Source organism: Desulfonatronum parangueonense (genome assembly GCF_054656975.1).
Genome location: NZ_BAAHXH010000003.1, coordinates 4,137,483 through 4,160,516, shown reverse-complemented (window position 1 = coordinate 4,160,516; position 23,034 = coordinate 4,137,483). Strand labels below are relative to the sequence as shown.

Here is a 23,034-nt window from a genome sequence, read left to right as displayed (position 1 = left end):
CGATGATCCCTCAGGACAATTCCAGCCAAAGCGTCAACTGCCGTTCCGGCATGGTCCACGGCTGGCCGGGTTCCGGCGACTGTTTCGAGACAATGCCCCCGCCGCCCTCGATCACCGGCATCACTCCGTATCCGCGCAGCTGTTCCACGGCACGTCGCACGCTCAGACCCAGCAGATTTGGAACCATGTCATCCCGGTTCTCGTCAACGACCAGACCGGTGACCAGGGAAGCATTCACGAAATTTTCTTTCCCGATCCGACCGCCGTAGGATTCCGCCACCACGGTGCGATAGGCTTCATGCTGATTCTCTTCCGGGAGTTTCCCGGCATACGCCAGCGCCCGAAGACCGATGTCGCGCACCGCCGGAGCGGCCACAACGCCCCCGTAATGCTGGGGGTGCGGTTCGTCCACGGCCACATAGATGAAATACTCAGGCCTGTCCCCGGGATAGAACGCGGCAAAGGAGGCCAGATACTTGTCTCCGTAGCGGCCTTCCGCCGTGGCCTTCTGGGCCGTACCGGTCTTGCCCGCGCCGATCACTCCGGGAATGCGCGCCGCCGTGCCGGTTCCGTCTTCCTCCACGACTTCCTGAAGCATGCTCATCACGGTCTGGGCGACCTTCTCGCGAAAGATCACGGTCATCGGTTCCAGCTCCTGTCTCGGCTCCAGGACGATCTGCAACGGTTTCATGACGCCGTTGTTGGCCAAAACAAGATACGCCCTGGCCATTTGCAGGGCGTTGGCGGACATGCCTTGACCGAAGGAAACAGCGGCCAGATCCACGGGGAACCAGGACCTGGGAGGTCGCAACAAACCAGGATTTTCACCCGGCAAGGGCAGGCCGGTCCGTTCGCCGAAACCCATTTTCCGCAGGTAGCCGTGATATCTGGTCGCCCCCAGATCCAGTCCGATTTTTGCCGAACAGATATTGCTGGAATACCGTAAAATCTTGTTGGCGGGGAGCCATCCCCGTCCCTTGACGTCCCGGATGTTCACGCCGGTCAGCCGCCACCGGCCTTCCTCGCAATAGTAGATCGTATCGTGATTGATGATGCCTTCTTCCAGGGCGGCGGCCATAAGCATTGGCTTGAGGGTCGAACCGGGCTCCAGGGCGTCCAGAGAGATTCTGTTGCGCCATTGTTCGGAATTTTGGCGAGGCATGTTGGGGTTGAAGAAGGGATAGTTGGCCATGGCCAGAATTTCCGCGGTGGGGACATGCACCACCAGGGCCACTCCGGACTTCGCGTTGAAGGACTTGACCGCGGCTGCCAGGGCTTCCTCGGCGAAGAACTGGATTTGCGCGTCCAGGGTCAAGGTGATGTTGGCGCCCCGCAAATCCTCTTCCCGGCCGTGGGCGTCCAGATACATGCGCCGCCCCGAGGCGTCACGCTGCGCGATGAAGGTGGCCTTTTTTCCCGCGAGCATATTGTCGAAGGTGCGCTCGATGCCTTCCAGCCCCTCGCCGTCCAGGCCCACGAACCCCAGGACCTGCCCGGCCAGGTGCCCATGAGGATAGAACCGGGCCGACTCCTCGGTCAGATAGACTCCCCGCAAACCTGCATTGATGATATTACGGGCATTGCGATCGCTGATCTGCCGCGCCAGCCAGACGAAGTTCTGGGGCCGCTGCAGCTGGTTTCGAACCTGGTTGACGGGCATTTCCAGGGCCGCGGCCAGGATCGGCGCGGCTGCCGCGGGATCTTCCAGTTCGAGTGGGCGGACATAAACCGAGTGAACAGCAGTGCTTTTGGCCAGCAATCGACCTTGGCGGTCGAATATTTCACCGCGCATGCCCCTTTCGAACTCCGCGGCCTTGTGCTGCCTGGCAGCCATTGCCGTCAGTTCGGGCCCGCGCAGGATCTGGACCTGGAACGCCCGGAACCACAGCCCGCCCCAGAGCATCAAAATCAACACGCCCACCAGAAGCATGCGCATCTTGACCCAATCCCAGGACGATTTTTTTTTGTTCCGATCCTTTTTCATGGCGAGCGTTTCCGTCTGTATCCGCGTGAAAATCAGGGCGTCAGGGTTCTGATCTGGCCCTGTCTGGCCTGCTGTAATTCGCTTTTCTCGGCCAAGGACCGCAATCGTGAGGAGGACAGGAGATTCATCCGCTCCACTTCCAGCTTGGCCTGCAAATTGGTCTTTTGCTCCAACTCTGTCTGCAACTGCTTCAACTCATAGGCCAGATCCAATCGCTCGATATTTATCCAAGCCAGCAGCAGGCCCAGCACCAGCACTCCGGTTCCGAGCAACGCCGTCAGCCAATGGATGGCGGATGATCTTTTCACGTTTGCGGCCATCAATCCCTCGAATCGAGCATCTCGATGCGTTGCGCCGCGCGCAGCTTGGCACTGCGACTGCGGGGATTACGAAGATTTTCTTCCTCTGAAGCCATGACCGGCTTTTTGGTCAGCACCTTCAAGGTCGCCGTGTGACCGCACGTACAGTAGGGCTGACGGGGAGGACACAGACATTTCTTGGCCTGATTCAAAAAGAAGTGCTTGACGATCCTGTCCTCAATGGAATGAAAGGATATGATTACAACACGACCGTTCTCAGCCAGATATGGAACAATTCCATCCAGAAAGCGGGTCAATTCTCCGACCTCGTCGTTCACGTACATGCGCAGGGCCTGAAAGGTCCGGGTCGCCGGATGGTTGCGGGCCTGGGCCCGCCTTGCGGGCGGATAGGCCTGTTCAACGATCCGGGCCAGTTCCAGGGTGGAGTCGATATGCGCGTATTGTCGATACTCGTCGATTCGCCGGGCAATCTTGCCCGCCAGGGGTTCTTCCCCAAATTCACCTATAATCTTGGCGAGTTGCCTCACAGGATAGGAATTGAGCACCTCACGTGCCGTCAAGACCGTCCCTTGCGGATCCATGCGCATGTCCAGCGGTCCGTCCGCCAGGAAACTGAAGCCGCGTTCGGGCGTGTCCACCTGGAAGGAAGAAAACCCCAGATCCAGCAAGGCGCCGTCAAGCCTGTCCCAACCCATTTCGTCCAACACATCCGCAAAACGACTGAACCGCTCATGCCGCAGGACGAGCTGGGCTTGGGGCCATGAACGGCGCAGTTCCTTCGCGGCCCAATCCAGGGCATGTTGATCCTGATCCAACCCCACGATTTCGGCGTCGCCATTGGTTTTCGCAAGCACCGCGGCGACATGGCCTCCGAAGCCAAGGGTTCCGTCCAGGTAGCGTCCACCGGGTAACGGGGAAAGATGCTCCAGCACCTGTTCCACCAGAACGGCTTGATGCGGTTTGTCTTCCAAAGGGTCTGACATCGGTTTCCCTGCGATACCGTCTGCTGACGCCAATCACCCGAATTAGATCCGCAACTCGCAATCGCTTTGGGCCAAGGCATCCATCACCTGGTCGAAGTCTTCTTCCATTTTGCGACGCTGTTCCTCGAAACGCTCCTGATCCCAGATTTCAAATTTTCGTCCCACACCGGCAAGCACGACTTCTCTGGTCAGGCCGGCGTAGGTTCGCAGATGCGGGGGGATAAGAATCCTGCCCTGCTTATCCAGTTCCAGCTCCATGGCTCCGGAAATAAAAAATCTCTGAAAATCACGAAGCTGTCGGTTGAGCATGTTGATGCGCTGGAAACTCTCTTCAATTACTTCCCACTCCTGGAGTGAATATCCCACCACGCATCCGTCAAAATTTGTCAAAATAACCCTTCCATGCTGCCCTGCTGAAAGAACAACATCCCGAAATTCCTGAGGAAGCATTAAGCGTCCCTTGGGATCCAGGCTTCGATAGGCATGTCCACGAAAGGTCATCACTTTTCCACTCATTCCCACATTTTCCCACTTTTTCCCACTTTCTTCCGCACATCCTCCTAAATGTCAAGGAATTTGAACTTTACCCAAAAAAAAGGGTAAATTTCCAAAATCAAATGAAAAGCAGACTTAATCCAGCGAGATCAAAATCATAAATTGAATATCCGGAAATTCAGCCCTATCCAGGATTATTAATCAAAAATCTTCTTACTCTAGTGGGATGCATCGCTCTCTGTCGCCTCTGCTGCAAAGTCCCAAAAGTATGCATCATCAGTGTTCGCGTCGGCACTGGAAAGGCTTTTCTGAATCCAAAACTTGAATTTCGCACACGTTGCGAAAAATTCACGGCACATCATTACGGGTGAAGAACGCATTGGATCCGGCGAGAGATAAATCCGCGAATGCATTTTTATTACAAGTAGGTTTCGAGATCCGTATCTGTTCAGCACATCCAGTGCTTGGTCATTGACCTGCACTGGATTCCGGCTTTCGCCGGAATGACTTCTTGCCGCAAGCCGTTCCAGATCAGTCATACCGGTGAACCGCCGGCACCGAGATCTCCTTCTCGACATTTGCTGAATGGATGCCGATATGTTTCCATGGAAAATTCGCAAACTGTAGAAAAGGCTGCAAATGAGAGGTTGCTTTTTGAGCCGCAATCACATTAATTGATATTGGGCTTGCAAGAAAGATATGCTGACTATTGACCTTGTTTGACCGATCGTTCGCCGCGGAGAAACGAGTCGGTGCTTTTTCCTTCGGAACGGATGCCGTATGCTCAGCATATACGCGGAGAATCCCGAGTATCACGTCACACTCAGCAGGCAGGCGCTTCGCCGCGGTGCAGGCAACAATGCTTTCTGCTTCCGGATGCTGCTGCCCCCTGAAACAGGCACTCCAGAATGAAAAACATCACGACGCAACCACTCGATCTTCATGAAGAATACTACCAGGCCAGCCCGCGCATTCTGGAAAGTTTCCCCCGCTTTCGGCCGCCCTTGGACATATTTTTTTTCAAGGAACAGGTCGCCCAGTTGCTTCTCCTGTCAAAGGCAAACGAACGTATCAGTGCCGAACAGCGCGAAGAGATCCTGAAAAAAAGCAATCACGGCTTGATCTTTCTTTCCCGTAAGGATCATCCCATTTACGCGCGGCACATTAGCAAACAGCTCGACCTCGTCCTCATGGACACCAATCTGAAGCCGGCGGAGATCGCGCTGATCTTTCAGCACGCCCTCACCGAACAGGTGGGGGCCTTCATGGATCAACCTGTGGCTCCGGTATTCGAGAAACTGCAGTCCGACTCCCTGGTTTTGACGGAATACCTGTGGCAAGATCCTTTTCGAATCAAGGAATTCAGGAAATGTCTCTGGCCGGACCACACATTGGCCAAGCACAGCGTCAACACAACGTTCGTCGGCCTGGCAATCTATCTGCGTCTCAACGAGGGCGAACTTCGCCGCAAACATCTTGACGAAGTCGCCCTTGGGCTGCTGGTCCATGATCTGGGCATGAGCAAGATTCCAGCGTTCATCCGCCAAAAGACCACCCCGCTGACCAGGGACGAGCTGGAAAAGATCAGGGAACACTGCTGGGTGGGAGCAAAATCTCTGCATTCCCTCAACATTCGTTCGGATATCGTGCTCAAACAGATTCTGGAGCATCAGGAACGACTGGATGGGAAAGGCTACCCTCAGAAAATATCCGGCAAACAGATCAGCATCGTCGCCCAGATCTGCGCCGTGGCGGATTCCTACTGCGCCATGATCACCCACCGCCCCTATGCCGAGGCCCAATCTCCCGAAGAAGCGGTCAAGGCTCTCAGTCAAAGCCCGGGCTTGAACGCTAAAATCGTGCGCATCCTCCAGGCGATCATATTAGGGTAGCCAGGGGAACAGCGGGAAAAAACCGCGGGGAATGGGGGGAAGTGAGATTTCTGGCGGTAAGCTGTGAGGTTCGTGAGTATTTGGTTACTGCTTGTTCCCTTCCATCAGTCGAAATCAGCCAGCAGGGCTCCGATGTGCATCCCGTCTCCGAGGCTGACCTGCTGGTACTCGGTCCGAATCCGCCACAGAGCCTGCTGGAGCTGGTCGCTGCTGATCCCGTTGCGCAGGGACGTGTACGCCTCCATGAAGGCCGCCAGGTTGTCGCAGACCTTCAACAGCATGCCGTCCTTGGGGTCGAAGCGGTCCTGGTTGTAGGGTTCCTGCAGCTGTTCCCAGGTCACTTCCCGAATCAGCCCTTGAAGGATGATCGTGCTCGTGAATTCGGAGCCCACATTCAGCCCGAGAAAGTAGGACAGGCGCTCGGCAAGATGCGCATACCCCCCCTGCTCCAGGGGTGCGAAGACCCGCTTTTCCAGCTCCTTCATCTCGTATTCCCGGATCAGGTCGCCGATCCGGACCACGGATCGCTTGACCGGGGAAATGATGTCCCGGGTCAACAACTCCGGCAGATCATGGACCAGGCCGGCAAAGAAATTGTTCTGGCTTCGGGCGTTGCAGGCTCCCACGGCCATGCTGAAAAAATAACTGTAACAGGCCACCACGAACATATGTCCCAGGACCGACGTCTCCGGAACACGCGGTGTCTGCGACCAGCGCTTCTGGAACCGCAACTGCCCGCTGAGATGGGCGAGCCTGCCCAGGTGGCTCCCCGTACCCTGCAGCAGCTCGGGCATGCCCAGCAAATCACGGTGCGTTTCCAGCTGCCCCCGGAAGCTTTCCTCGATCTCCTCCAGTTCGTCGTCGTAACTCCCGATATTGGTGATCAGGTGAAACTCCCAGCGGCTGGCGTAGCTGTGAGCTGCATCCAGAATCCTCCGGGCCAGATCGCCTTCCTCGGGATGGTCCAGCCAGAGCCGGAACCGTTCCCAGAAAGAGGCTCCGAGGCAGTCGACCCGGGGCTTCAACTGTTCCAGGACCCAGTCCGTTAATTGGCGGTAATGGGCCGGATTGGCCTTGATCTGATAAAATACCGGGGGCTTGATGTCCGTGATCACCAGCCGATACAGGTACTCGAAAATCCCCCCCTCCACGATCCGTCGACCGAGAATCAGGCGCTGATCATGGTCCATGTCCCGGGAGTTCAGCTCAAAAAGCATCCAGGCCACGATCATCTTGTGCGCCTGCTTGTCCACCTCCAGCAACTCCATGGGCCGCAGCTTGTCGTTCCAGCGCTTCATGAAGGAACCGGCGAAAATGAGCTGCAAGAGACTCTTGCGGATACTGGCCATGGCTTGATCTCCTTGTGTGGACTTTACGGCCTGGTGTCGGCAGTTCCAAACAATAGCCACTAGCATGATCAGGGATCAAAATCCACAGGACAATCCGCCGGGCCAGACTCTCTGGCCCGGGCTTCTGCCATGGCAGCACCTGCTCTGCGGCTGGATCCTCGGCATGCTGGCCTGGGAATGGCCCCTGCCCGCGACCACGGCCATACTTCTGTACCTTTGGGCTTTGCTTGGATCCTCGCTCAAGCCGGCAATATCTGCGCTCCCACCACAATTCCCATGGCACGGTTCCACGCTCAGCACGGAAGCCACTTCGGCAATCCTTCGCCAGGCCCGCCTATCGGTGTTCCTCGTTTTCACGTTTCTGGCCGGCATCGGAACCGTTCACCTGCTGCATCCGCAAAAGCCCCCTCCGGGAGCGTCAACTCCCTCGATGGAACGCGCGCTTGTGGAGATCACCGGCCGGGTGGCCGAGGTGCGGCCGCGTCCGGGACAACTGTATCAGATCATCCTGGACGACGTGCGGATTCTCGACGGGGTGAAAGAGGCCGTTCCGCTGGGCGGGAAATTGCTCTGGAACCGGCAGACTTCCGTCGACGTTCCCGGTCCGGGCAGTGAGGTGCGCACCACGCTGCGCATCCGCCCGATTCAGGGCATGGCCAACCCGGGCATGTCCCGCAGCGAAACCTACTGGGCGCGACAAGGAATCCGACACCGGGCCTACTCCCGGGGAGACAATACCGACATCCAGGTGTCCGGCGCCGCCAATCCCGCCTGGGAGAAGCGCCTCCGGATCCGGAGGGATCTTCTGGAAGCCAGCCCCCCGGGACAGGGACAGGCAATGCTTTTGGCCCTGCTCATGGGCGACCGCTCGCTGTTGCATCCGGAAACCATGGATGTCATTCAGCGGGCATCCCTGGCGCACAGCATGGCTCTTTCCGGCATGCACCTGGGATTCGTGGTCGGCCTGGGCTGGCTGTCGGCGACGCTGATCGGCTGGGCGTCGCCGGGAGTCTATCTCCGCCTGCCGCGCCCCAAGCTGGCCGTGCTGCTCAGCATCCCCCTGGTCCTGGGATACCTGTGGCTTGGCCAGGCAGTCCCGTCATTGACGCGCGCCGCCCTGATGTTCGCCTGCTGGGGCATTTTGCTGATGTTCAATCGCCAGCGCGTGCTCCTGGACGGCCTGTTTCTGGCTCTGCTTGTGATTCTCCTGCTCGATCCGCTGACGGTTTTTGATCTGCGCCTCCAGCTTTCCGCCCTGGCCGTGGCCGGACTGGCCCTGGTCTGGCCCTTGGGACGAGAAGCCATGCGTTTCACGCAGCGGCCCTGGTGGCAAAAACCCCTGGCAGCCGGATTGGGCATTCTGGCCGTGAGCACAGTGGCCACCCTGGCCCTGCTTCCGTTGCAGGCCTGGTATTTCGGACGTATCAGCCCCCATCTGTACCTGAACGTAATCTGGCTGCCGTTGCTCGGGCTGATCGTCTTCCCCCTGGGACTGACCGGTCTGTTCTTGCTGCTGCTTCCAGGCGCCGCCGAATTGGCCGGACCTGTTCTCAGCCTTGCCTGTCTTGTCCTGGAAAAGATGGTCCAGGGACTGCATTTTCTGGATGGAGCAGGCTGGCTTTGGGTGAGCATCCCGGCCAGACCGCTCTGGCCGCAGTTCCTGGGCTACTGGATGCTTCCGCTGGCCGTGGCGGCCTGGTGGACGCAACCGCGCACGCTTCGGCCGGGTCTGGTTTTCGCGGCCGTCGGGCTGCTGATGATTCCCATCTTGCACACCCTGTTTCAGGAACAGCGCCAAGGCATTACCCTGCGCATGCTCGACGTGGGACAAGGACAGGCCGTGCTGCTGGAATTGCCGAAAGGAAAACGCTGGCTGGTGGACGGCGGCGGATTCTGGACCTGGAACTATGACCTCGGGCAGGCAGTCATCACGCCGACGCTGACCCGCGGAAAACCGCCAAGACTCGACGGCATCGCGCTCAGCCACGCGGATTTCGACCACTACCGAGGCCTGTACTACCCTCTGCGCCATTTCCGAGTCAGGGAATATGCCTCCCAGGGAAGAGGGCCGGAGGGACATGACGGGCAACTCCTGGAAGAGATCCTGACCAGCCGGAACATCCCCGAACAGGTCTGGAGAAAGGGAGATTTCATCAGTCTGGGGCCGGATGTGGGCTTTGAAGTCCTGCACCCGGATGATCGATGGACGGGAGCGAACAAGGACAACGATGCCTCGCTTGTCCTGCGGCTGATCTGGAAGGACCGTCCTCTGGCGCTGCTCACCGGCGACATCGAACTGCCGTCCATCGCAGCCTTGCTGCAAAGTAACGCGGACCTGAGCGCCGAAGTCCTCATCGTTCCACATCATGGCAGCCGGTCCAGCTTCTCGCCGGAACTTTACGCCCGGGTGCGCCCCGGCTTCGCCCTGGTCAGCACCGGTTTTCTCAACCGCTTCAACCATCCTCATCCGGAAATCGTTCGTACCCTGCTGGATATGGACATTCCCCTCTACAATTCGGCGGAACATGGCGCCGTGACCATCCGCTGGAAAAATTCATCAGCCCCGCCGACCATTCGCTCCGAACGCCGCGGAAGGATCGAACATCCATGAATGACCAGGACTTCCAGCGAAAAGTCTCCCATGATACAAGCACGTTATTGAACGACTCATCGTATCTGCTCAGCAAATTGCTGTTGCCGAGTTTGGCATCGGAATCAGATTCGAAATCGGAGTCAGTATCAGGGTCGTTATCGGGAGCGAAGGCAATATGGAATTTTCGTAACCGATTCCGACCCCGATACCGATAACCGGAGGAAGATCGCAAACAGAACTTGCGCTCACGTAGTTACAAGGAAAGTACTTGTCCAATATTTCGGCAACAGACCGCCAGGTTCATCTTCAACCTGGTTCGGGAAACCGGTTCACATTCAACAGGAGGAGAAAGCGGATGCGGAAAATGATGATCTTGCTTGCGGGAATCAGTCTTGTATTGGCGGCGTCAAGCGTGACATGGGCTGGAAGCAATGCCCTGGAGCGAGCCCACCAACTATGCCTGGAAGAGTGTGTTGAGATGGACGAGGCGGTTTGCGCCGCATGTTGCGAGAGTGCTTTTCAACCCATTGTCATGGAATGCCGATCGATGTTCGTCCAATGCCTGGACGGCTGCCGGGACGATGACTGCAGAAACAGATGCATCTTCAAAATCGCCGACTGCGGAAGCGACTCCAGAGGCGTCCATGCCTGCCCTTGACGTCGTGTGGCAAAAGCTCTTCGCCTGAAGATCTTTCAGCCCGCTGCCGCGATAATGTCGCGCAACAGGTAGGTGGCGATGGAGAAATAGATCAGCACGCCTCCCACGTCTGCAATGGACGTGACCAGGGGAGCGCTGGCCGTGGCCGGGTCCATTTTCAGCCTGTTAAGCAAAAAAGGCAGGGACATGCCGACAAGGCTGCCGAAGAGTACGGTGCAGACCATGGTCAGGGCCACGACAAATGCCACTTCCGGACCAGCCCGGAAGATGCCGATGAAGGAGACCGCCACGCCCAGGCAGATGCCCAGAACGGCCGCAACCAGCACTTCCCGGCCCAGAAGGTGGAACCAATCGCCAAGCTGGGCCCGGCCTGTCGCCAGGGCGCGGATCATCAACGTCGAGGCCTGGCTGCCGGCATTGCCGCCGCAGTCGATGAGCAGCGGCAGAAAGAAGACAAGGGCCACCACCGCCGCGATGGTGTCCTCAAAATAGGCAATGCCCGCGCCGGAAAAAATGTTCATGAAGACCAAGACCAGCAACCAGGGCAGACGCTTGCGGACCATCAGCCAGAACGAGACGTCGCGCATGTTCAGAGTGGAAATGCCCGGTGGCTCCTGGTGCGAAACACCGCCCATGCGGTGAAAATCCTCGGTGACCTCCTGAACCATGATGTCGTGCACGTCGTCAAAGGTGATGATACCGGCCATGGCATCCTCGGTGTCCAGCACCGGGATGGCCAGCAGGTCGTACTCATGGAGTTTGGCGGCTACGACTTCCTGGTCGTCGTCCACCCGCACGAAAGGCGGATCGAACAGCATGACGTCCCCCACCCTGGTTTCTGGGCGGGCGATGATCAGCTTGCGCAGGGAGACCGTGCCCACTAGGCGGCGCTGGTCGTCCAACACGTAGACGGAATAGATGGTTTCCTTGTCCGGCGCCTCCCGGCGCAGCCGGTCCAGGGCCTGCCGCACCGAGATGTTCGCGCTCAACGAGGCATAGTCCGAGGTCATGACGCTCCCGGCCGTGCCTTCGGCATGGGAGCTCAGGTTGCGGATGTCCTCCCGTTCCGTCCTGGCCATCATGCCCAGCAGCGTTTCCCCCCGCTCCGGCGGCAATGTCTTGAAGAGATCCACCCGGTCGTCCGCGGGCATGTGGGAGATGATTCGGGCCAGCTGCGCGTCCGGCAGCAATACCGCGATTTCCTGTTGATCGTCGTGCTGCAGGCGACAGAACACCTCGGCGGATGTTTTAGGGCCGACCATTGCAAAAATTCGCAACTGTTCATCCCGTGAAAGACTGGTCAGCAAACCGGCCAAGTCTTCCGGATGCAGCATGGCACAGTATTCCCTGGCCTCCTGCTCCCTGTCCTCCACCAGCAACTGATTGATGGTGTTGAGCATCTCATCCCTGCTCATGAATCACCCCCCTAAATTTTTCGTCAAGACAACCGGGACGTTTGCGTCCGGCAATGGATCGATGAACGAATCCTGGCTCAGTCAGACAGGCGATGCCGAAAATCGAGACAAGCCGGAACAATCCAGGTCTTGTTGCGAAATGTGCTGTGTAGTTACCTTCTGAAAAAGGATAGGTACTGAAGACCCGATTCGCAAATCGCTGACGAGGATCAGGTTCTCCTCTCTGCAAGACGATCCATGATCTGCTTTACGGCATGCAGGGCGGTTTCGAAATCCAGTTTGCTCAGACTGTCCTGCAATGCGCTCAGCTGGGCGTCGACACCGTGTCCGGAGAGTTGCGGGGCAAGGGAGATGAATTGTTTGCGGGCCCGGAGATTGTTGTCCTGGAGCAGGGTTGCCAGTTCGGACAAAGCGGCTTGGGCTTGCGAGGGCTCCAGAAGAGAGTGCGTGGTGCGGGCAGGAAGCGGCGAAAGCTGTCCGGCGGGGGGGAAAACAGTGGTCACCGCTTTCAGGGCCTGCTTCAGGAAGACATCCAGCTTGTCCAGCAGGGCAGGGAAGTTGTCGTGTCGACCGTCCCGGAGTGCCGTTTCGACATTTCTGGCTGCTTCAGCGAGATCGCCGGCTTCCAGGGTCGCGGCCACGCCTTTCAGGGAATGCGCAAGGATACGGGCATCCTTGAGCTCACCTTGACGAACCATGGCATGCAACCTGGACATGGTTTCGGCATGCTCCTGCCCAAAACTCGTCAGCAGTCTCTGCAGCAGGTTGCGTTTCATGTTGCAGCGGAGCAGGGCTTTGGGGATGTCAAAGGGAGGAAGGACGTCAGGCAGACCTTTCGATGCAGTTTCGCTCTCCAGCGCTCGATTACCGGAGCCTGTCCCATCTCCACCTGGACGGGAGGCCGCCTCCCTGCTTTCAAGGTCGTGATATTCGCTCCGAAGCCGGTGCGTTGACGGGATCCATCGAAGCAAGGTCTGCTTCAGCTTTTCCGGGTCCACGGGCTTGGTCAAATGATCGTCCATGCCCGCCGCCAGACTGCTCTCCCGGTCCCCGGCCATGGCATGGGCGGTCATGGCGATGATGGGGATGCGGGGATGATGGATGCTGCTTTCCCATTTTCGGATCTCCCGAGTCGCCTCCAGACCGTCCATCTCGGGCATCTGCACGTCCATGAAAATCAGGTCGAAGGATTTTGTGGTCGCCAGCAGAACGCCCTCCCGACCGTTGACCGCCATCTCGACGGTCAGGCCTGTGTCGGAGAGCAGCTCCTTGACTAGATCGCGGTTCAAGGCATTGTCCTCCACCAGAAGCACCCGGCGGCCGGACAGGTCCTTGTTGGAAAGGGGAGCGGAGCGGAGTGACGATGGCCGTTCTTTGCTTTTGCTCTCCCGGGAAGGATTCGGTTGAAGAGCCTGAGCCAGGGCATCGAGGAGCATTGATTCGTTCATGGGCTTCAACAACAAGCCGGCTTCGATTTCCCTGGCCTGATGCATGATTTCCTCCCGGCCGAAGGCGGTGACCAGGATGAATTTCGGAATGCTTGTCAGTGATGCATCGGACCTGATCCGACGGATGGCTTCGATGCCGTCCACGTCGGGCAACCGCCAATCCATGAGCACCAGGTCATAGGGGCTTCCCAGGGCCGAGGCGTCACGGATCATGGCCATGGCCCGGTCGGCGTTTTCCGCGGCGACAACGTGGAAGCCGTGGTTTTGCAGCATGACGACCAGCGCCTCCCGGGCCTCCTCCATGTCTTCGACCACCAGCAGGCGATGGGCGGCGAGCCGGGAATCGGCATGTTCCATCCGAGCCAATGACTGTTGCTGATTCCCGGCCTTTTCCAGAAAAACCGTAAAGCTGAAGGTGCTGCCCCGCCCGAACTCGCTATCCACCTGGATGGTCCCGCCCATCATCTGCACCAGTTGCCGGCAGATGGCCAGACCCAGGCCGGTGCCGCCGTGCTGGCGGGTGACGGAAGCGTCTCCCTGGGTGAATGCCTGGAACAGTTGGGCGAGCTGCTCCTTTTTCATGCCGATGCCCGTATCGCGGACCGTAAAGAGCAGGCCGACATGATCCCCGGAGAGATGAGACACGGGCAAGGCTGAAGGCGGATTGGTCGGAGAGGGTTCGACGGAAAGAACCACGTTGCCCTGCTTGGTGAACTTGATTGCGTTGTTGACCAGATTGATCAGAATCTGATTCAAACGCAGGGCGTCGCCCACCAGCCGACGCGGCGTTTCCGGAGCCACGGAGAAGACCAGTTCCAGTTTCTTCTCCTCGGCCTTGAGTCCGACAATGGATGCCAGACTGCTGAACACCTCGTCCAGGTCGAAGGGGGCATGCTCCAGTTCGAGCTTTCCGGCCTCGATCTTGGAAAAGTCCAGAATGTCGTTGATGATGCCCAACAGGGATTTGGCGGCATTGTCGATCTTGGTCAGGTAGTCCTGTTGCTTGGGCGTCAGGTCGGTGCGCAGGGCCAGGTAGGACATGCCGATGATCGCGTTCATGGGGGTGCGGATTTCATGGCTCATGTTGGCCAGAAATTCGCTCTTGGCCCGGGTGGCGGCTTCGGCCTGCTCCTTGGCCTGTTGCAGCTCCCGTTCAAACTGGTTTCTGGAAAGAGCGTCGCCGAGGATGTGGCTCATGATCCGCAACAGCTGGACCTGCTCCGGATCCAGGATGCGAACGTCCCTCACCGCGTCATGGCCGAAATAGCCCAGCAGCTTGTCGTTCTTGACGATGGGCAGGCAGAGCATGGAACGCACTTTCTGGCGCAAAAGCAGCTGCTTGTCCGGACCCTCCGGCAGCACATCAACATCCCGGACCTCGAGCATTTCCCGCTTTGCAGCGGCCTCGGCGAGCCAGGGCAGGTTTGCCACGGCAAAGTCCCGCATGTCGGCGTTGACCGCCTCGATGCCCGGTGCACACCATTCGTGGGTGTTGGACATGTGCTGCTCATCCTGGGAGAACTGGAACAGGAAGGTCCGGTCCACACGCAGGAACTTCCCGTACCGCTCGAGCATGGCGTTGATCTTGTCGTCGATGTTCGACGTCGTGGCGTTGATGAATTCCGCGGACACGCGGGCGATCAACTCCTGGAGGTCGTTCTTGAAGCGGATTTGTTCCTCCAGGTGCTTGCGATGGGTTATGTCCACGTCTGAACCGCGAAAACCCCGGACTCGGCCATTCTCGTCGAGCAGAGGCACCCCGTTGGACAGGACCCACAAGATCCGCCCATCCTTGGTCTGAATCCTGTTTTCCATGTTTTCGATGGATTCCTTGGCTGAGATTATCCGCAATCCCATGACCTTGATGTTTTCCCGATCCGAATCGGGGACGAGATCCCAGAAATATTTTTTCTCAACCAACTCCACGGGTTGGTAGCCAAAAATTATCTCGCAGAGCGGACTGATGTATGTATACAGGCCCTGGGCATCCACTTCCCAGATCACGGTCCGACTCTGCTCGGCGAGCTGGTGGAAACGGCGTTCACTGTTGCGCACGGCCTCTTCGGACAGCTTGCGCTCGGTGATGTCCACGGCCACGCCGAGGATCGCCGGCTTGTCCAGCTCAGGATGTTGATAGGGAATCTTTATGGTCTGGAACCAGCCCATGGACCCGTCCTTGCGTAGGACTTTTTCCTCGGGAATAAACATCGGACGACCACTCTCGATCACCGCCAGATCCGCCTTGCGGTAGAAGTCCACCATCTCCTGCGTCGCCCCGTGGCCATGATCGGTCTTGCCCACAACCTCATCCGGCGACAGACCGAAAACATCGGCCATGGCCTTGTTGGCCAACAGAAACCGGCCGTCGATGTCCTTGGCGAAAATGTAGTTGGGTACGGTGTCGATCACCAGGCGCAGATGGTCGCTATGTTCCTTAAGCCGGCACTCGATCTGCTCCCGGGTGGCGATGTCGGACTTGAGCTGCCTGCCGAGCTCCTCCAGGCGTTTGTTTCGTCGCCGGATCTGGCCGCTCCAGGCCAGGGCGAGCAGGGCAAGCATCGAAAATCCGAAGCCGACCTTGAACAAATGTTGATAGTCGACGGGCGTTTCCACGACGATGTTCACGTGCTCGTTGACGATGCGGTCCCGCTCCCGAGGGGTGATGGTCAGGATGGCCTTGCTCAGGATGTCGCGCAATTCAGGCATGTCCATGACCACACCCATGCGCAGCCTGTTGAAATAATTCGGATACTGTCCGGCGATTTTCAGGTTGAACCAGCCGTCCCGGCGGATGGTGTAGGCCGCGATGGTCAGCGAGCGCAGGGTCATATCCGCCTTGCCTTCCGAAACCATTCGAAAGGCCTCGTTTTCGCTCTCCACTGTGATGATGTTCAGGTTCGGGTAGTCTCGACGCAGGAATTCCTCCATGGAGGTGCCGCGGGGCAGGACTACGGTTCTGTCCACAAGTTCCGCGGGGTCGGAGATGAAGTCATGCTCGTTGCGGGTGATAAAGACATTGGGGTTCGTGAACAACGGCTCGGTGAAGATCAGCCATTCCTCCCGGGCCGGTGTCTGGTTCAGGAAGGGGATGATCATGCACCCGCCGCGCTGGGAAACTTTCAGTGTTTCATCCCAGTCCACAGTGGGCACGATGACAAAGGGAATATTCAGACGCTGGGAGACGATGGCCACGAGATCCGCGGCGATGCCGGTAAAATTGCCCTGCCCGTCCAGCCGTTCGTAAGGTTCCCAGTCCGGATCCACGCACATGGTCACTTTGCCGAGTTCCCGCAGGTAGGCCTGTTCGGCCGGAGTGAGTTCAAGAGCGTCGACCTGCAAGGGCAGCAACAGCAGAACCAACACGATTAGAAAACGGTACGGTGCGGGCAAGCTCGTCATCCTTGTTTTGAAACAATCAGAATTGGGTAACTATTCAGCACATGATGTGCGATCTGCCTCCGACATCGGGGTCGGTGTCGGGATCGAAATCGGTTTTGAAAAATGTTGAGAAGACCTATGGATGGCTTCGCCTGCGATCCCGATTCCGATACCGACCCCGATCCCGATGCCAAAGTCCGCAGGGCAGTAGCATGCTGAACAGTTACAGAATTGATAACTATTCAGCAAAGTCAGAAAAAAGACCTGGATTCCGGCTTTCGCCGGAATGACTTATCGATGTCCGCAATTCACTTTGAATGAAAAACAAATTTGGTTTCGACCCTGGGATTTGGCCCGATACAACTCCTGATCAGCGTGGGCCACAATTTGGGAAGGGGTGATTTCCTGGGTGCAGCATGTGCCAACAACCCCAAGGCTGACGGTGACATGGTCCTCGGTGGGCGAGTGATCGTGGGGTATGCCCAGTGCTTCGACCCCCTGACGAATCCGTTCCGCCACAGCCTGGATTCCATTGCTGGATTTCGTATCCGGGAGGATGCAGGCGAACTCCTCGCCGCCGTAGCGTGCCGCCAGGTCCGTAGCCCGGTGCAGGGATTCCCGCAGAACTCCGGCCACGGCCCGCAGGCAATCGTCGCCCCGGACATGACCGTAGGTGTCGTTGAAGAGCTTGAAATGATCGATGTCCAGCATGATCAGCGCCAGTTCCGTCCCGGACCGGACATGACGGGCATGCTCCATAGCCAGGACTTCGTCGAATCGGCGTCGATTGGCCAAACCGGTCAGACCATCCGTCGTGGCCAGTTGGGACAGTTGGTCCCGGGCGCGTTTCAGCTCGATCTGGTTGCGAACGCGCATTTTGACCACCGGAGGATTGATGGGCTTGGCGATATAATCCATGGCCCCCAGTTCCAAACCTTTCGTTTCGGCCATGGTATCGCCCAGACCGGTGATGAAGATGACGGGGATGTCCCTGGTCAGCGGATCAGCCTTCAGCCGGGAGCACACTTCAAATCCGTCCATTCCAGGCAGCAACACGTCCAGCAGGATGACGTCCGGTGCGGAAGCCATGGCGATTTCCAGGGCTTTTTCCCCATTGACAGCAAAAAGCACCTCATGATCCTGATCGAAAATATCGGCGATCAATTCAATGTTTACGGGTTCATCATCCACCATAAGAATTCTGGCCTGACGTTCCTCAACCATCATGATTCTCCGTTTGATGCTTCAATGGCGTACATTGCCGAATGCCGCTCATGTGGTGCTTTTTCGCACAATGTCACTGATATTTGATACTGATGATGCATAGATGGAACACAAGAAGAGGTCAACAAATCATCGCAAATCGACATAACGTTCCCTGTGATGAACACCCCCTCAGCTGGTTTCAGGCAGAAGTGGCGTTATCACTACAGCGACATTATTTTGCGCGGAAGTCGGCAACAGATTGAACTGCGAGGGGGAACAAGATTGCGTTACAAGATGCACCACTGCAATGGGCAGGAGAGTTGATCATCCTGGTCGGCTGGCGAATGGACGTTTCGTTTCAGCATTATGCGACAGGCCGACAGGTGATATGTTCACGCTGGTTCATTCCCAGGAGACAGAACACCTCATAGGTGATGGTTCCCCACCAGGTGGCCAGTTCTTCCGGAGATATGGTCTGGCCGCCCTGCTCACCCAGCAATACGGCCATGTCGCCTGGCGCAACACCGGCAATGTCCGTGACATCCACGGCCGTGAGCTGCATGCAAACTCGACCGAGAATTTTGGCCCGCTGCCCACGGATGAGTATCCAGCCCTTGTTGGTAAGGCCGCGGGAATAGGTATCCGCGTATCCAGCGCCGACAATGGCCACTGTCTTGTCCTCATTGGCGACATAGGTTCGGCCGTAGGAAATGGAGGCGCCTCTCGGCAATGGATGCACGGCCAGTACCGGGGCCTGGACCTGCATGGCCGGGCGGAGTTCCCGTCCAAGGTGCGCCAGTTCCGTGCCGTGAAAGGGGTTGGCGCCGTAGAGAGCGATGCCGGGCCGTTGGGCGTCCCAGGCCAGTTCCGGAAAGGCCAGCAACCCGCCCGAGTTGACCAGAGAACGCCGCAAGGGAAATCCGGCATGGGAAAATTTATCGGAGATGCGCCGGAAGCGGGCGGCCTGCTCATGGACATAATCCGCCTGCTGGGGCTCGTCCGCCGTGGCCAGGTGGCTGATCAGCCAATCCGGACGCAAAAGATGCGCCTCACTCAGGGAGCGCAAGACCGTCTCCACGTCGGATTCGGCAAAACCCAGCCGCGCCATGCCCGTATCGAACTTCAGGGCAATGGGGATCTGCCGTCCCACACGGGCCGCTTCCCGTTGCAATCCGGACAGCTGATCGAGTCGCGCCACAAGTGGCAAAATGCCCTGTTCCACCACGACCCGGAAATCATCAGCGGACTGCGGCCCCAAAAGGGCCAGCACGGTTCCCTGCACAGCAGGCCGCAACCTGGCCGCCTCCCCCACCGTGCCCACGGCGAAGAAATCCGCGCCGACATCCGCCAAGGCCCTGGCCACGGGAATCAGGCCATGGCCGTAGGCATCGGACTTGATCACGGAAATCAACCGTGTTCCCCGGGTCGACAGCAGACGATAATTGGCCTGGATGGCTCGCAAATCAACGAAAACCTTCAGAAGGTTGTAATCAATAGCCATGATGGGTCGTCCTTGAGATGATAAACGCTCAATTCATTACACATGCCGAGAACAAACATCAGGCGCATATCTAACCTCGGCGAAACTCTCCCGGAATATCTGTCCCGGAGTTTGCTGGACGTCCGTCTCTACCCGCGCCATTTCCATTCTGATTTTCGCCAAGCTACTTTTTATGTTAGGTAAGTTGAGGCCTGCTTTTGCTCCAGATTCATTCAGTTTTTGAAATTGTTCCTGTCCTTTTCTGCTTGAAAAAAAACCTCCCAACCTGCCGATCAGGATAACCTTGTTGAGCGTGCCGTCCATGATCATTCTCCGTGTTGGAAGGTTTCCATCTCATTCAAAAAAACTGAATTTTGCTACCCGCATCAAGCGATCAAATCAAGAAAATAGCAGCCTTCAAAAAGCCTCAATGTACAAGCACGCTCGGCATTCTTTCCGGTCGGGCCACAGTTCCGCCGAACTCGGCGACCAATATATCGTCCATGTCATCGACAACCTCGCAGAACCGCTTCATGGCCTGGATGACATGGTCAACAACAAATGGGGCACCAGGAGTGTCGGTCACCGCAACTACCCGGTTCCTGTAATGAAAGAAATGCAAATATCCGCCCTGACGTTCAACTCGTTCAGCCTTTCATAGAGCCTGGGGCTTGGTTGGATATTGGAAAGCACGGGGGAATGAAACCGCACCAGCGGAGGATCGGCCTGGCAGCGGATGAACACCACCATGCTGCCAAAGGTGACGGCGGTATCCCTGTACTGGTCGAATTCCAGGTCAACAAGTCCGGTATACTCCCGAATCGTCTGTAGCAGTCGCTGCCGCATGATCTCTGGCTGGGAATGCTCGCACTGCACTTCGCGTTGTACTCCAAGATCCGCGTAGACTTGCGAATTTCCTTCAGTATCAAAACCTTTGTAGACGAGGGCTTCCAGACCTGTCACACTCAGGATCTCGGCTCTATTCCTTAGTTTTTTTTGCGCCTCTGCGTGAGAACACTTTTTCGGGTTGCGGGCTTTGCCCGCGTTGGATTTGTTTACGGATGCGGAAGTTGTCCGCGGGGATTGAGAGTGACTGGATTTCCATTTAGGTATTGTCACAAACAGTCATTGCATCTTTTTGCCAAATCATCCGCCATGCCCGTTATGGATGAAAGAAAAAATCGAATTTTTTTCAGATACATAAAGAGTGTTGTTATTTTTTTTACAGGCTTTAAGAAATCTCGGACCAACCCTCTGGAGACAATTTTTGCACTTCGAATATTCCTCAAGATGCCGGCCGGTGTTCTTTGGATCAGGTGTCGGGCCGGAATGGTTGTGGTGCAGCGATCGAACAATGGCTTCGCGCAAATGGCATTCATTAATTCTGGTAGCCCCAGTCTAAGGAAATATCTCCCTGAACCAGGGCATTGCCCTGGGCTGACATACTCAACCTTAAATGGAGGTCGCATGCAGATTGCCGCGGAGAAGAAACGGGAAATGCTCTGGACCATGCTGCTGTCCCGGCATTTCGAGGACGCCCTGGTCGATTTGTGCAAGATCGTCGGCAAGATTCCGGGGATGATGATCCTCTGCACGGGACAGGAGGCCGTGGGCTCCGGAGCCTGCGCGGCTCTGGAGCCGGAGGACGTGATCATCACCAACCACCGCAGCCACAACCATCTCTTGGCCAAGGGCGCGGACCCCAATGCCCTGATGGCCGAAATCTTCTGCAAAAGCACCGGCTGCAACAAGGGCAAGAGCGGCACGCTGCATCTGGCCGTGCCCGAAGTCAACGCGCCCTGCACGTCCACTGTGGTGGGGGCGAGCCTGCCCATTGCCGTGGGCCGGGCCTTTGCCCAGCAATACAGGGACGAGCAGCGGGTGACGGTCTGCTTTTTCGGCGACGGCGCGGCGGACGAGGGCTCCTTTCACGAAGCCTTGAATCTGGCCAGCCTATGGCAGCTGCCGGTGATCTTCGTCTGCGAGAACAACCTTTATGCCGGAGCCCAACGCTGCGAGGAGCATACCCTGGTCACGGACATCGCGGACCGGGCATCGGCCTATGCCATGCCCGGCGTGATCGTGGACGGCAACGACGCTTTGGCCGTGTACCAGGCCGTGCATGAAGCCAGACAACGCGCCCTGGCGGGCGAAGGTCCGACCCTCATCGAATGCAAGACCTACCGCTGCCGGGGCCACGGAGAAACAGACCCGCAACATTACCAGCCCCGGGATGAAATTTCGGCATGGCAGCAAAAATGCCCCATCCCCCGCCTGCAGGACGATCTTCTGCGACAGGGCATACTGACCGCAGACGACCTGCGGGAAATGCAGGCCAAGGCCGAGGCAGTTGTCCGGGATGCGGTTCAGTTCGCCGAAGACAGCCCCTACCCCGCTCCGGAAGAAGCCTTGGAGGATGTCTGGGTCGACTGACCTGCTCCCATTTCCAAACGATTCCAAAATCGCAATCGCAACCGAAATGCAATCGAAATCGAATCGAAATCGAATCGAAATCGAAAAAAACGGAATCATTGGTAAAAGGTCAACCAGCCAAGGACACGAACATCAACAGGAGCTGAACGAGCGCACTCGGAGCGGGAGTCGATTTCGATTGCGATTTCGATTTCGATTGCGATTGCGATCGGACCGAGGACCATATTCACTGGAGCACCTTTGAAAAACAACCCCCAGCGGGGTCAGCATAAATGGAGAGCACCATGCAGAAACTCGGAATGGGACAGGCCGTCAATCAGGCCTTGCGGGAGGAGATGCGCCGGGATCCCAACGTATTCATCGCCGGGGAGGGCGTCGGGGTCAGCATTCACGTCAACCCCATGTTTCCCACCACCGGATTGCTGGAGGAATTCGGACCAAAGCGGGTCAAGGACACTCCTGTATCCGAAGCGGCCATTGCCGGGCTGGCCGTGGGCGCGGCCGAGGCCGGTTTGCGGCCCGTGGTGGAGATCATGTTCAACCCCTTTTTCACCCTGGCTTCGGACATGATCGTCAACCATGCGGCCAAGCTGCGCTATCTCTCCGGGGGCAAGTCCAGCTTCCCCCTGGTGGTGCGCATGAAGACCGGCGCGGGATTCGGCGCGGGCTGCCAGCACTCCCACAACCTGGAGGCCTGGGCGGCCCATTGTCCGGGATTGAAGGTCGTCATGCCCGCCACTTCAGCCGATGCCAAAGGCCTGCTCAAGTCGGCCATCCGGGACGACAACCCCGTGCTGTTCATCGAACATATGGGGCTTTACTTCGCGCCCATGCCGGTTCCGGAAGAGGAATACCTGACCCCCATCGGCAAGGCCGAGGTCAAGCGCCCTGGAAAGGACGTCACCGTGGTGACCTGGTCCAGCATGCTGGGCGCGGCCATGGAGGCGGCCGAACAGCTGACCGGGGAGGGAATCGAGACGGAAATCGTGGATCTGCGGACCCTGGTGCCTCTGGACAAGGAGACCTTGCTGGCTTCTGTCCGGAAAACAGGTCGGTTGGTGGTCCTGCACGAGGCCACGCGGACCGGCGGTTTTGGCGGCGAAGTGGCCGCGGTGGTCATGGAGGAAGCGTTCGCCGATCTCAAGGCCCCCCTGCGCCGGGTCACCGGTCCGGACATTCCTGTTCCGACCAGTCCGCCCCAGGAACAGTTCTATATTCCCAACGCGCAAAGACTGATTTCGGCGATCAGGGAGATTTTGTAGAGGAATTGGCAATGGGCGGATATCTCCATCTTTCGTAACTATTCAGCACGTTGTATGATCTATCTCCGGAATCGGGGTCGGTGTCGGGGTCGGAATCGGGTTTCGAAAATTTTGAGTATCCCTCCACATTGCTTCTGT

General features: G+C 57.7%; 16 protein-coding genes and 1 pseudogene. 5 read left to right on the top strand and 12 right to left on the bottom strand.

Translation table 11 applies throughout. From position 1 onward, the window contains the following. Positions 1-10 precede the first annotated feature (10 nt). The 5 genes from ACYQ15_RS18565 to ACYQ15_RS18545 form a co-directional block, all read right to left on the bottom strand. Entirely contained in the window at positions 11-1,984 is a 1,974-nt protein-coding gene (locus tag ACYQ15_RS18565) for a penicillin-binding transpeptidase domain-containing protein (protein WP_459938982.1), read from the bottom strand. 32 nt (positions 1,985-2,016) lie between these two features. Continuing rightward, positions 2,017-2,304 (bottom strand): hypothetical protein, encoded by a 288-nt coding sequence (locus tag ACYQ15_RS18560; RefSeq protein ID WP_459938981.1) that lies wholly within the window; start codon positions 2,302-2,304, stop codon positions 2,017-2,019. Next, the gene (gene rsmH, locus ACYQ15_RS18555; RefSeq protein WP_459938980.1) at positions 2,304-3,287 is read right to left on the bottom strand and encodes a 16S rRNA (cytosine(1402)-N(4))-methyltransferase RsmH; all 984 of its coding nucleotides are present in this window, start codon (positions 3,285-3,287) and stop codon (positions 2,304-2,306) included. The genes ACYQ15_RS18560 and rsmH overlap by 1 nt, the downstream gene beginning before the upstream one ends. Before the next feature lie 42 nt (positions 3,288-3,329). After that, positions 3,330-3,788, bottom strand: a complete 459-nt coding sequence (gene mraZ, locus ACYQ15_RS18550) for a division/cell wall cluster transcriptional repressor MraZ (RefSeq protein ID WP_459939620.1) — start codon at positions 3,786-3,788, stop codon at positions 3,330-3,332. Positions 3,789-4,000: 212 nt separating this feature from the next. Continuing rightward, positions 4,001-4,321 carry a hypothetical protein gene (locus ACYQ15_RS18545; protein WP_459938979.1) on the bottom strand — a complete coding sequence of 107 codons (321 nt, stop codon included), beginning with the start codon at positions 4,319-4,321 and terminating at the stop codon, positions 4,001-4,003. A gap of 369 nt (positions 4,322-4,690) precedes the next feature. Here ACYQ15_RS18545 and ACYQ15_RS18540 point away from each other — a divergent pair, with 369 nt between their 5' ends. After that, the gene (locus ACYQ15_RS18540) at positions 4,691-5,674 is read left to right on the top strand and encodes an HD-GYP domain-containing protein (RefSeq protein ID WP_459938978.1); all 984 of its coding nucleotides are present in this window, start codon (positions 4,691-4,693) and stop codon (positions 5,672-5,674) included. 104 nt (positions 5,675-5,778) lie between these two features. Here the strand turns inward: ACYQ15_RS18540 and ACYQ15_RS18535 are convergent, their stop codons facing one another. Continuing rightward, positions 5,779-7,023 carry an HD domain-containing protein gene (locus ACYQ15_RS18535; RefSeq protein ID WP_459938977.1) on the bottom strand — a complete coding sequence of 415 codons (1,245 nt, stop codon included), beginning with the start codon at positions 7,021-7,023 and terminating at the stop codon, positions 5,779-5,781. Between the two features lie 64 nt (positions 7,024-7,087). On the opposite strand from ACYQ15_RS18535, the gene ACYQ15_RS18530 reads away from it, so the two are divergent. Together ACYQ15_RS18530 and ACYQ15_RS18525 are read left to right on the top strand one after the other, a co-directional pair. Beyond that, on the top strand, positions 7,088-9,634 hold the full coding sequence (locus tag ACYQ15_RS18530) for a DNA internalization-related competence protein ComEC/Rec2 (protein ID WP_459938976.1): 2,547 nt from the start codon (positions 7,088-7,090) through the stop codon (positions 9,632-9,634). 337 nt (positions 9,635-9,971) lie between these two features. Next, positions 9,972-10,274 carry a hypothetical protein gene (locus ACYQ15_RS18525; protein ID WP_459938975.1) on the top strand — a complete coding sequence of 101 codons (303 nt, stop codon included), beginning with the start codon at positions 9,972-9,974 and terminating at the stop codon, positions 10,272-10,274. A gap of 35 nt (positions 10,275-10,309) precedes the next feature. On the opposite strand, the gene mgtE is transcribed toward ACYQ15_RS18525, so the two are convergent. The 6 genes and pseudogenes from mgtE to ACYQ15_RS18495 form a co-directional block, all read right to left on the bottom strand. Continuing rightward, positions 10,310-11,689, bottom strand: coding sequence for a magnesium transporter (gene mgtE / locus ACYQ15_RS18520; RefSeq protein WP_459938974.1), 1,380 nt, complete (start codon positions 11,687-11,689; stop codon positions 10,310-10,312). Positions 11,690-11,898: 209 nt separating this feature from the next. Beyond that, the gene (locus ACYQ15_RS18515) at positions 11,899-16,527 is read right to left on the bottom strand and encodes a response regulator (protein ID WP_459938973.1); all 4,629 of its coding nucleotides are present in this window, start codon (positions 16,525-16,527) and stop codon (positions 11,899-11,901) included. A gap of 279 nt (positions 16,528-16,806) precedes the next feature. After that, positions 16,807-17,742 (bottom strand): diguanylate cyclase domain-containing protein, encoded by a 936-nt coding sequence (locus tag ACYQ15_RS18510; protein WP_459938972.1) that lies wholly within the window; start codon positions 17,740-17,742, stop codon positions 16,807-16,809. 343 nt (positions 17,743-18,085) lie between these two features. After that, positions 18,086-19,222 (bottom strand): alanine racemase, encoded by a 1,137-nt coding sequence (alr, locus tag ACYQ15_RS18505; RefSeq protein WP_459938971.1) that lies wholly within the window; start codon positions 19,220-19,222, stop codon positions 18,086-18,088. 36 nt (positions 19,223-19,258) lie between these two features. Then, on the bottom strand, positions 19,259-19,525 hold the full coding sequence (locus tag ACYQ15_RS18500; RefSeq protein ID WP_459938970.1) for a hypothetical protein: 267 nt from the start codon (positions 19,523-19,525) through the stop codon (positions 19,259-19,261). 103 nt (positions 19,526-19,628) lie between these two features. Further along, positions 19,629-20,047: pseudogene (locus ACYQ15_RS18495) on the bottom strand (T3SS (YopN, CesT) and YbjN peptide-binding chaperone 1). Between the two features lie 621 nt (positions 20,048-20,668). Between ACYQ15_RS18495 and ACYQ15_RS18490 the strand changes: the two are divergent. Beyond that, positions 20,669-21,634: a thiamine pyrophosphate-dependent dehydrogenase E1 component subunit alpha gene (locus ACYQ15_RS18490; protein WP_459938969.1), complete on the top strand. Its 966-nt coding sequence runs from the start codon at positions 20,669-20,671 to the stop codon at positions 21,632-21,634. A gap of 284 nt (positions 21,635-21,918) precedes the next feature. Continuing rightward, a complete protein-coding gene (locus ACYQ15_RS18485) occupies positions 21,919-22,896 on the top strand; it encodes an alpha-ketoacid dehydrogenase subunit beta (protein ID WP_459938968.1) in 978 nt (325 codons plus the stop codon). Positions 22,897-23,034 lie beyond the last annotated feature (138 nt).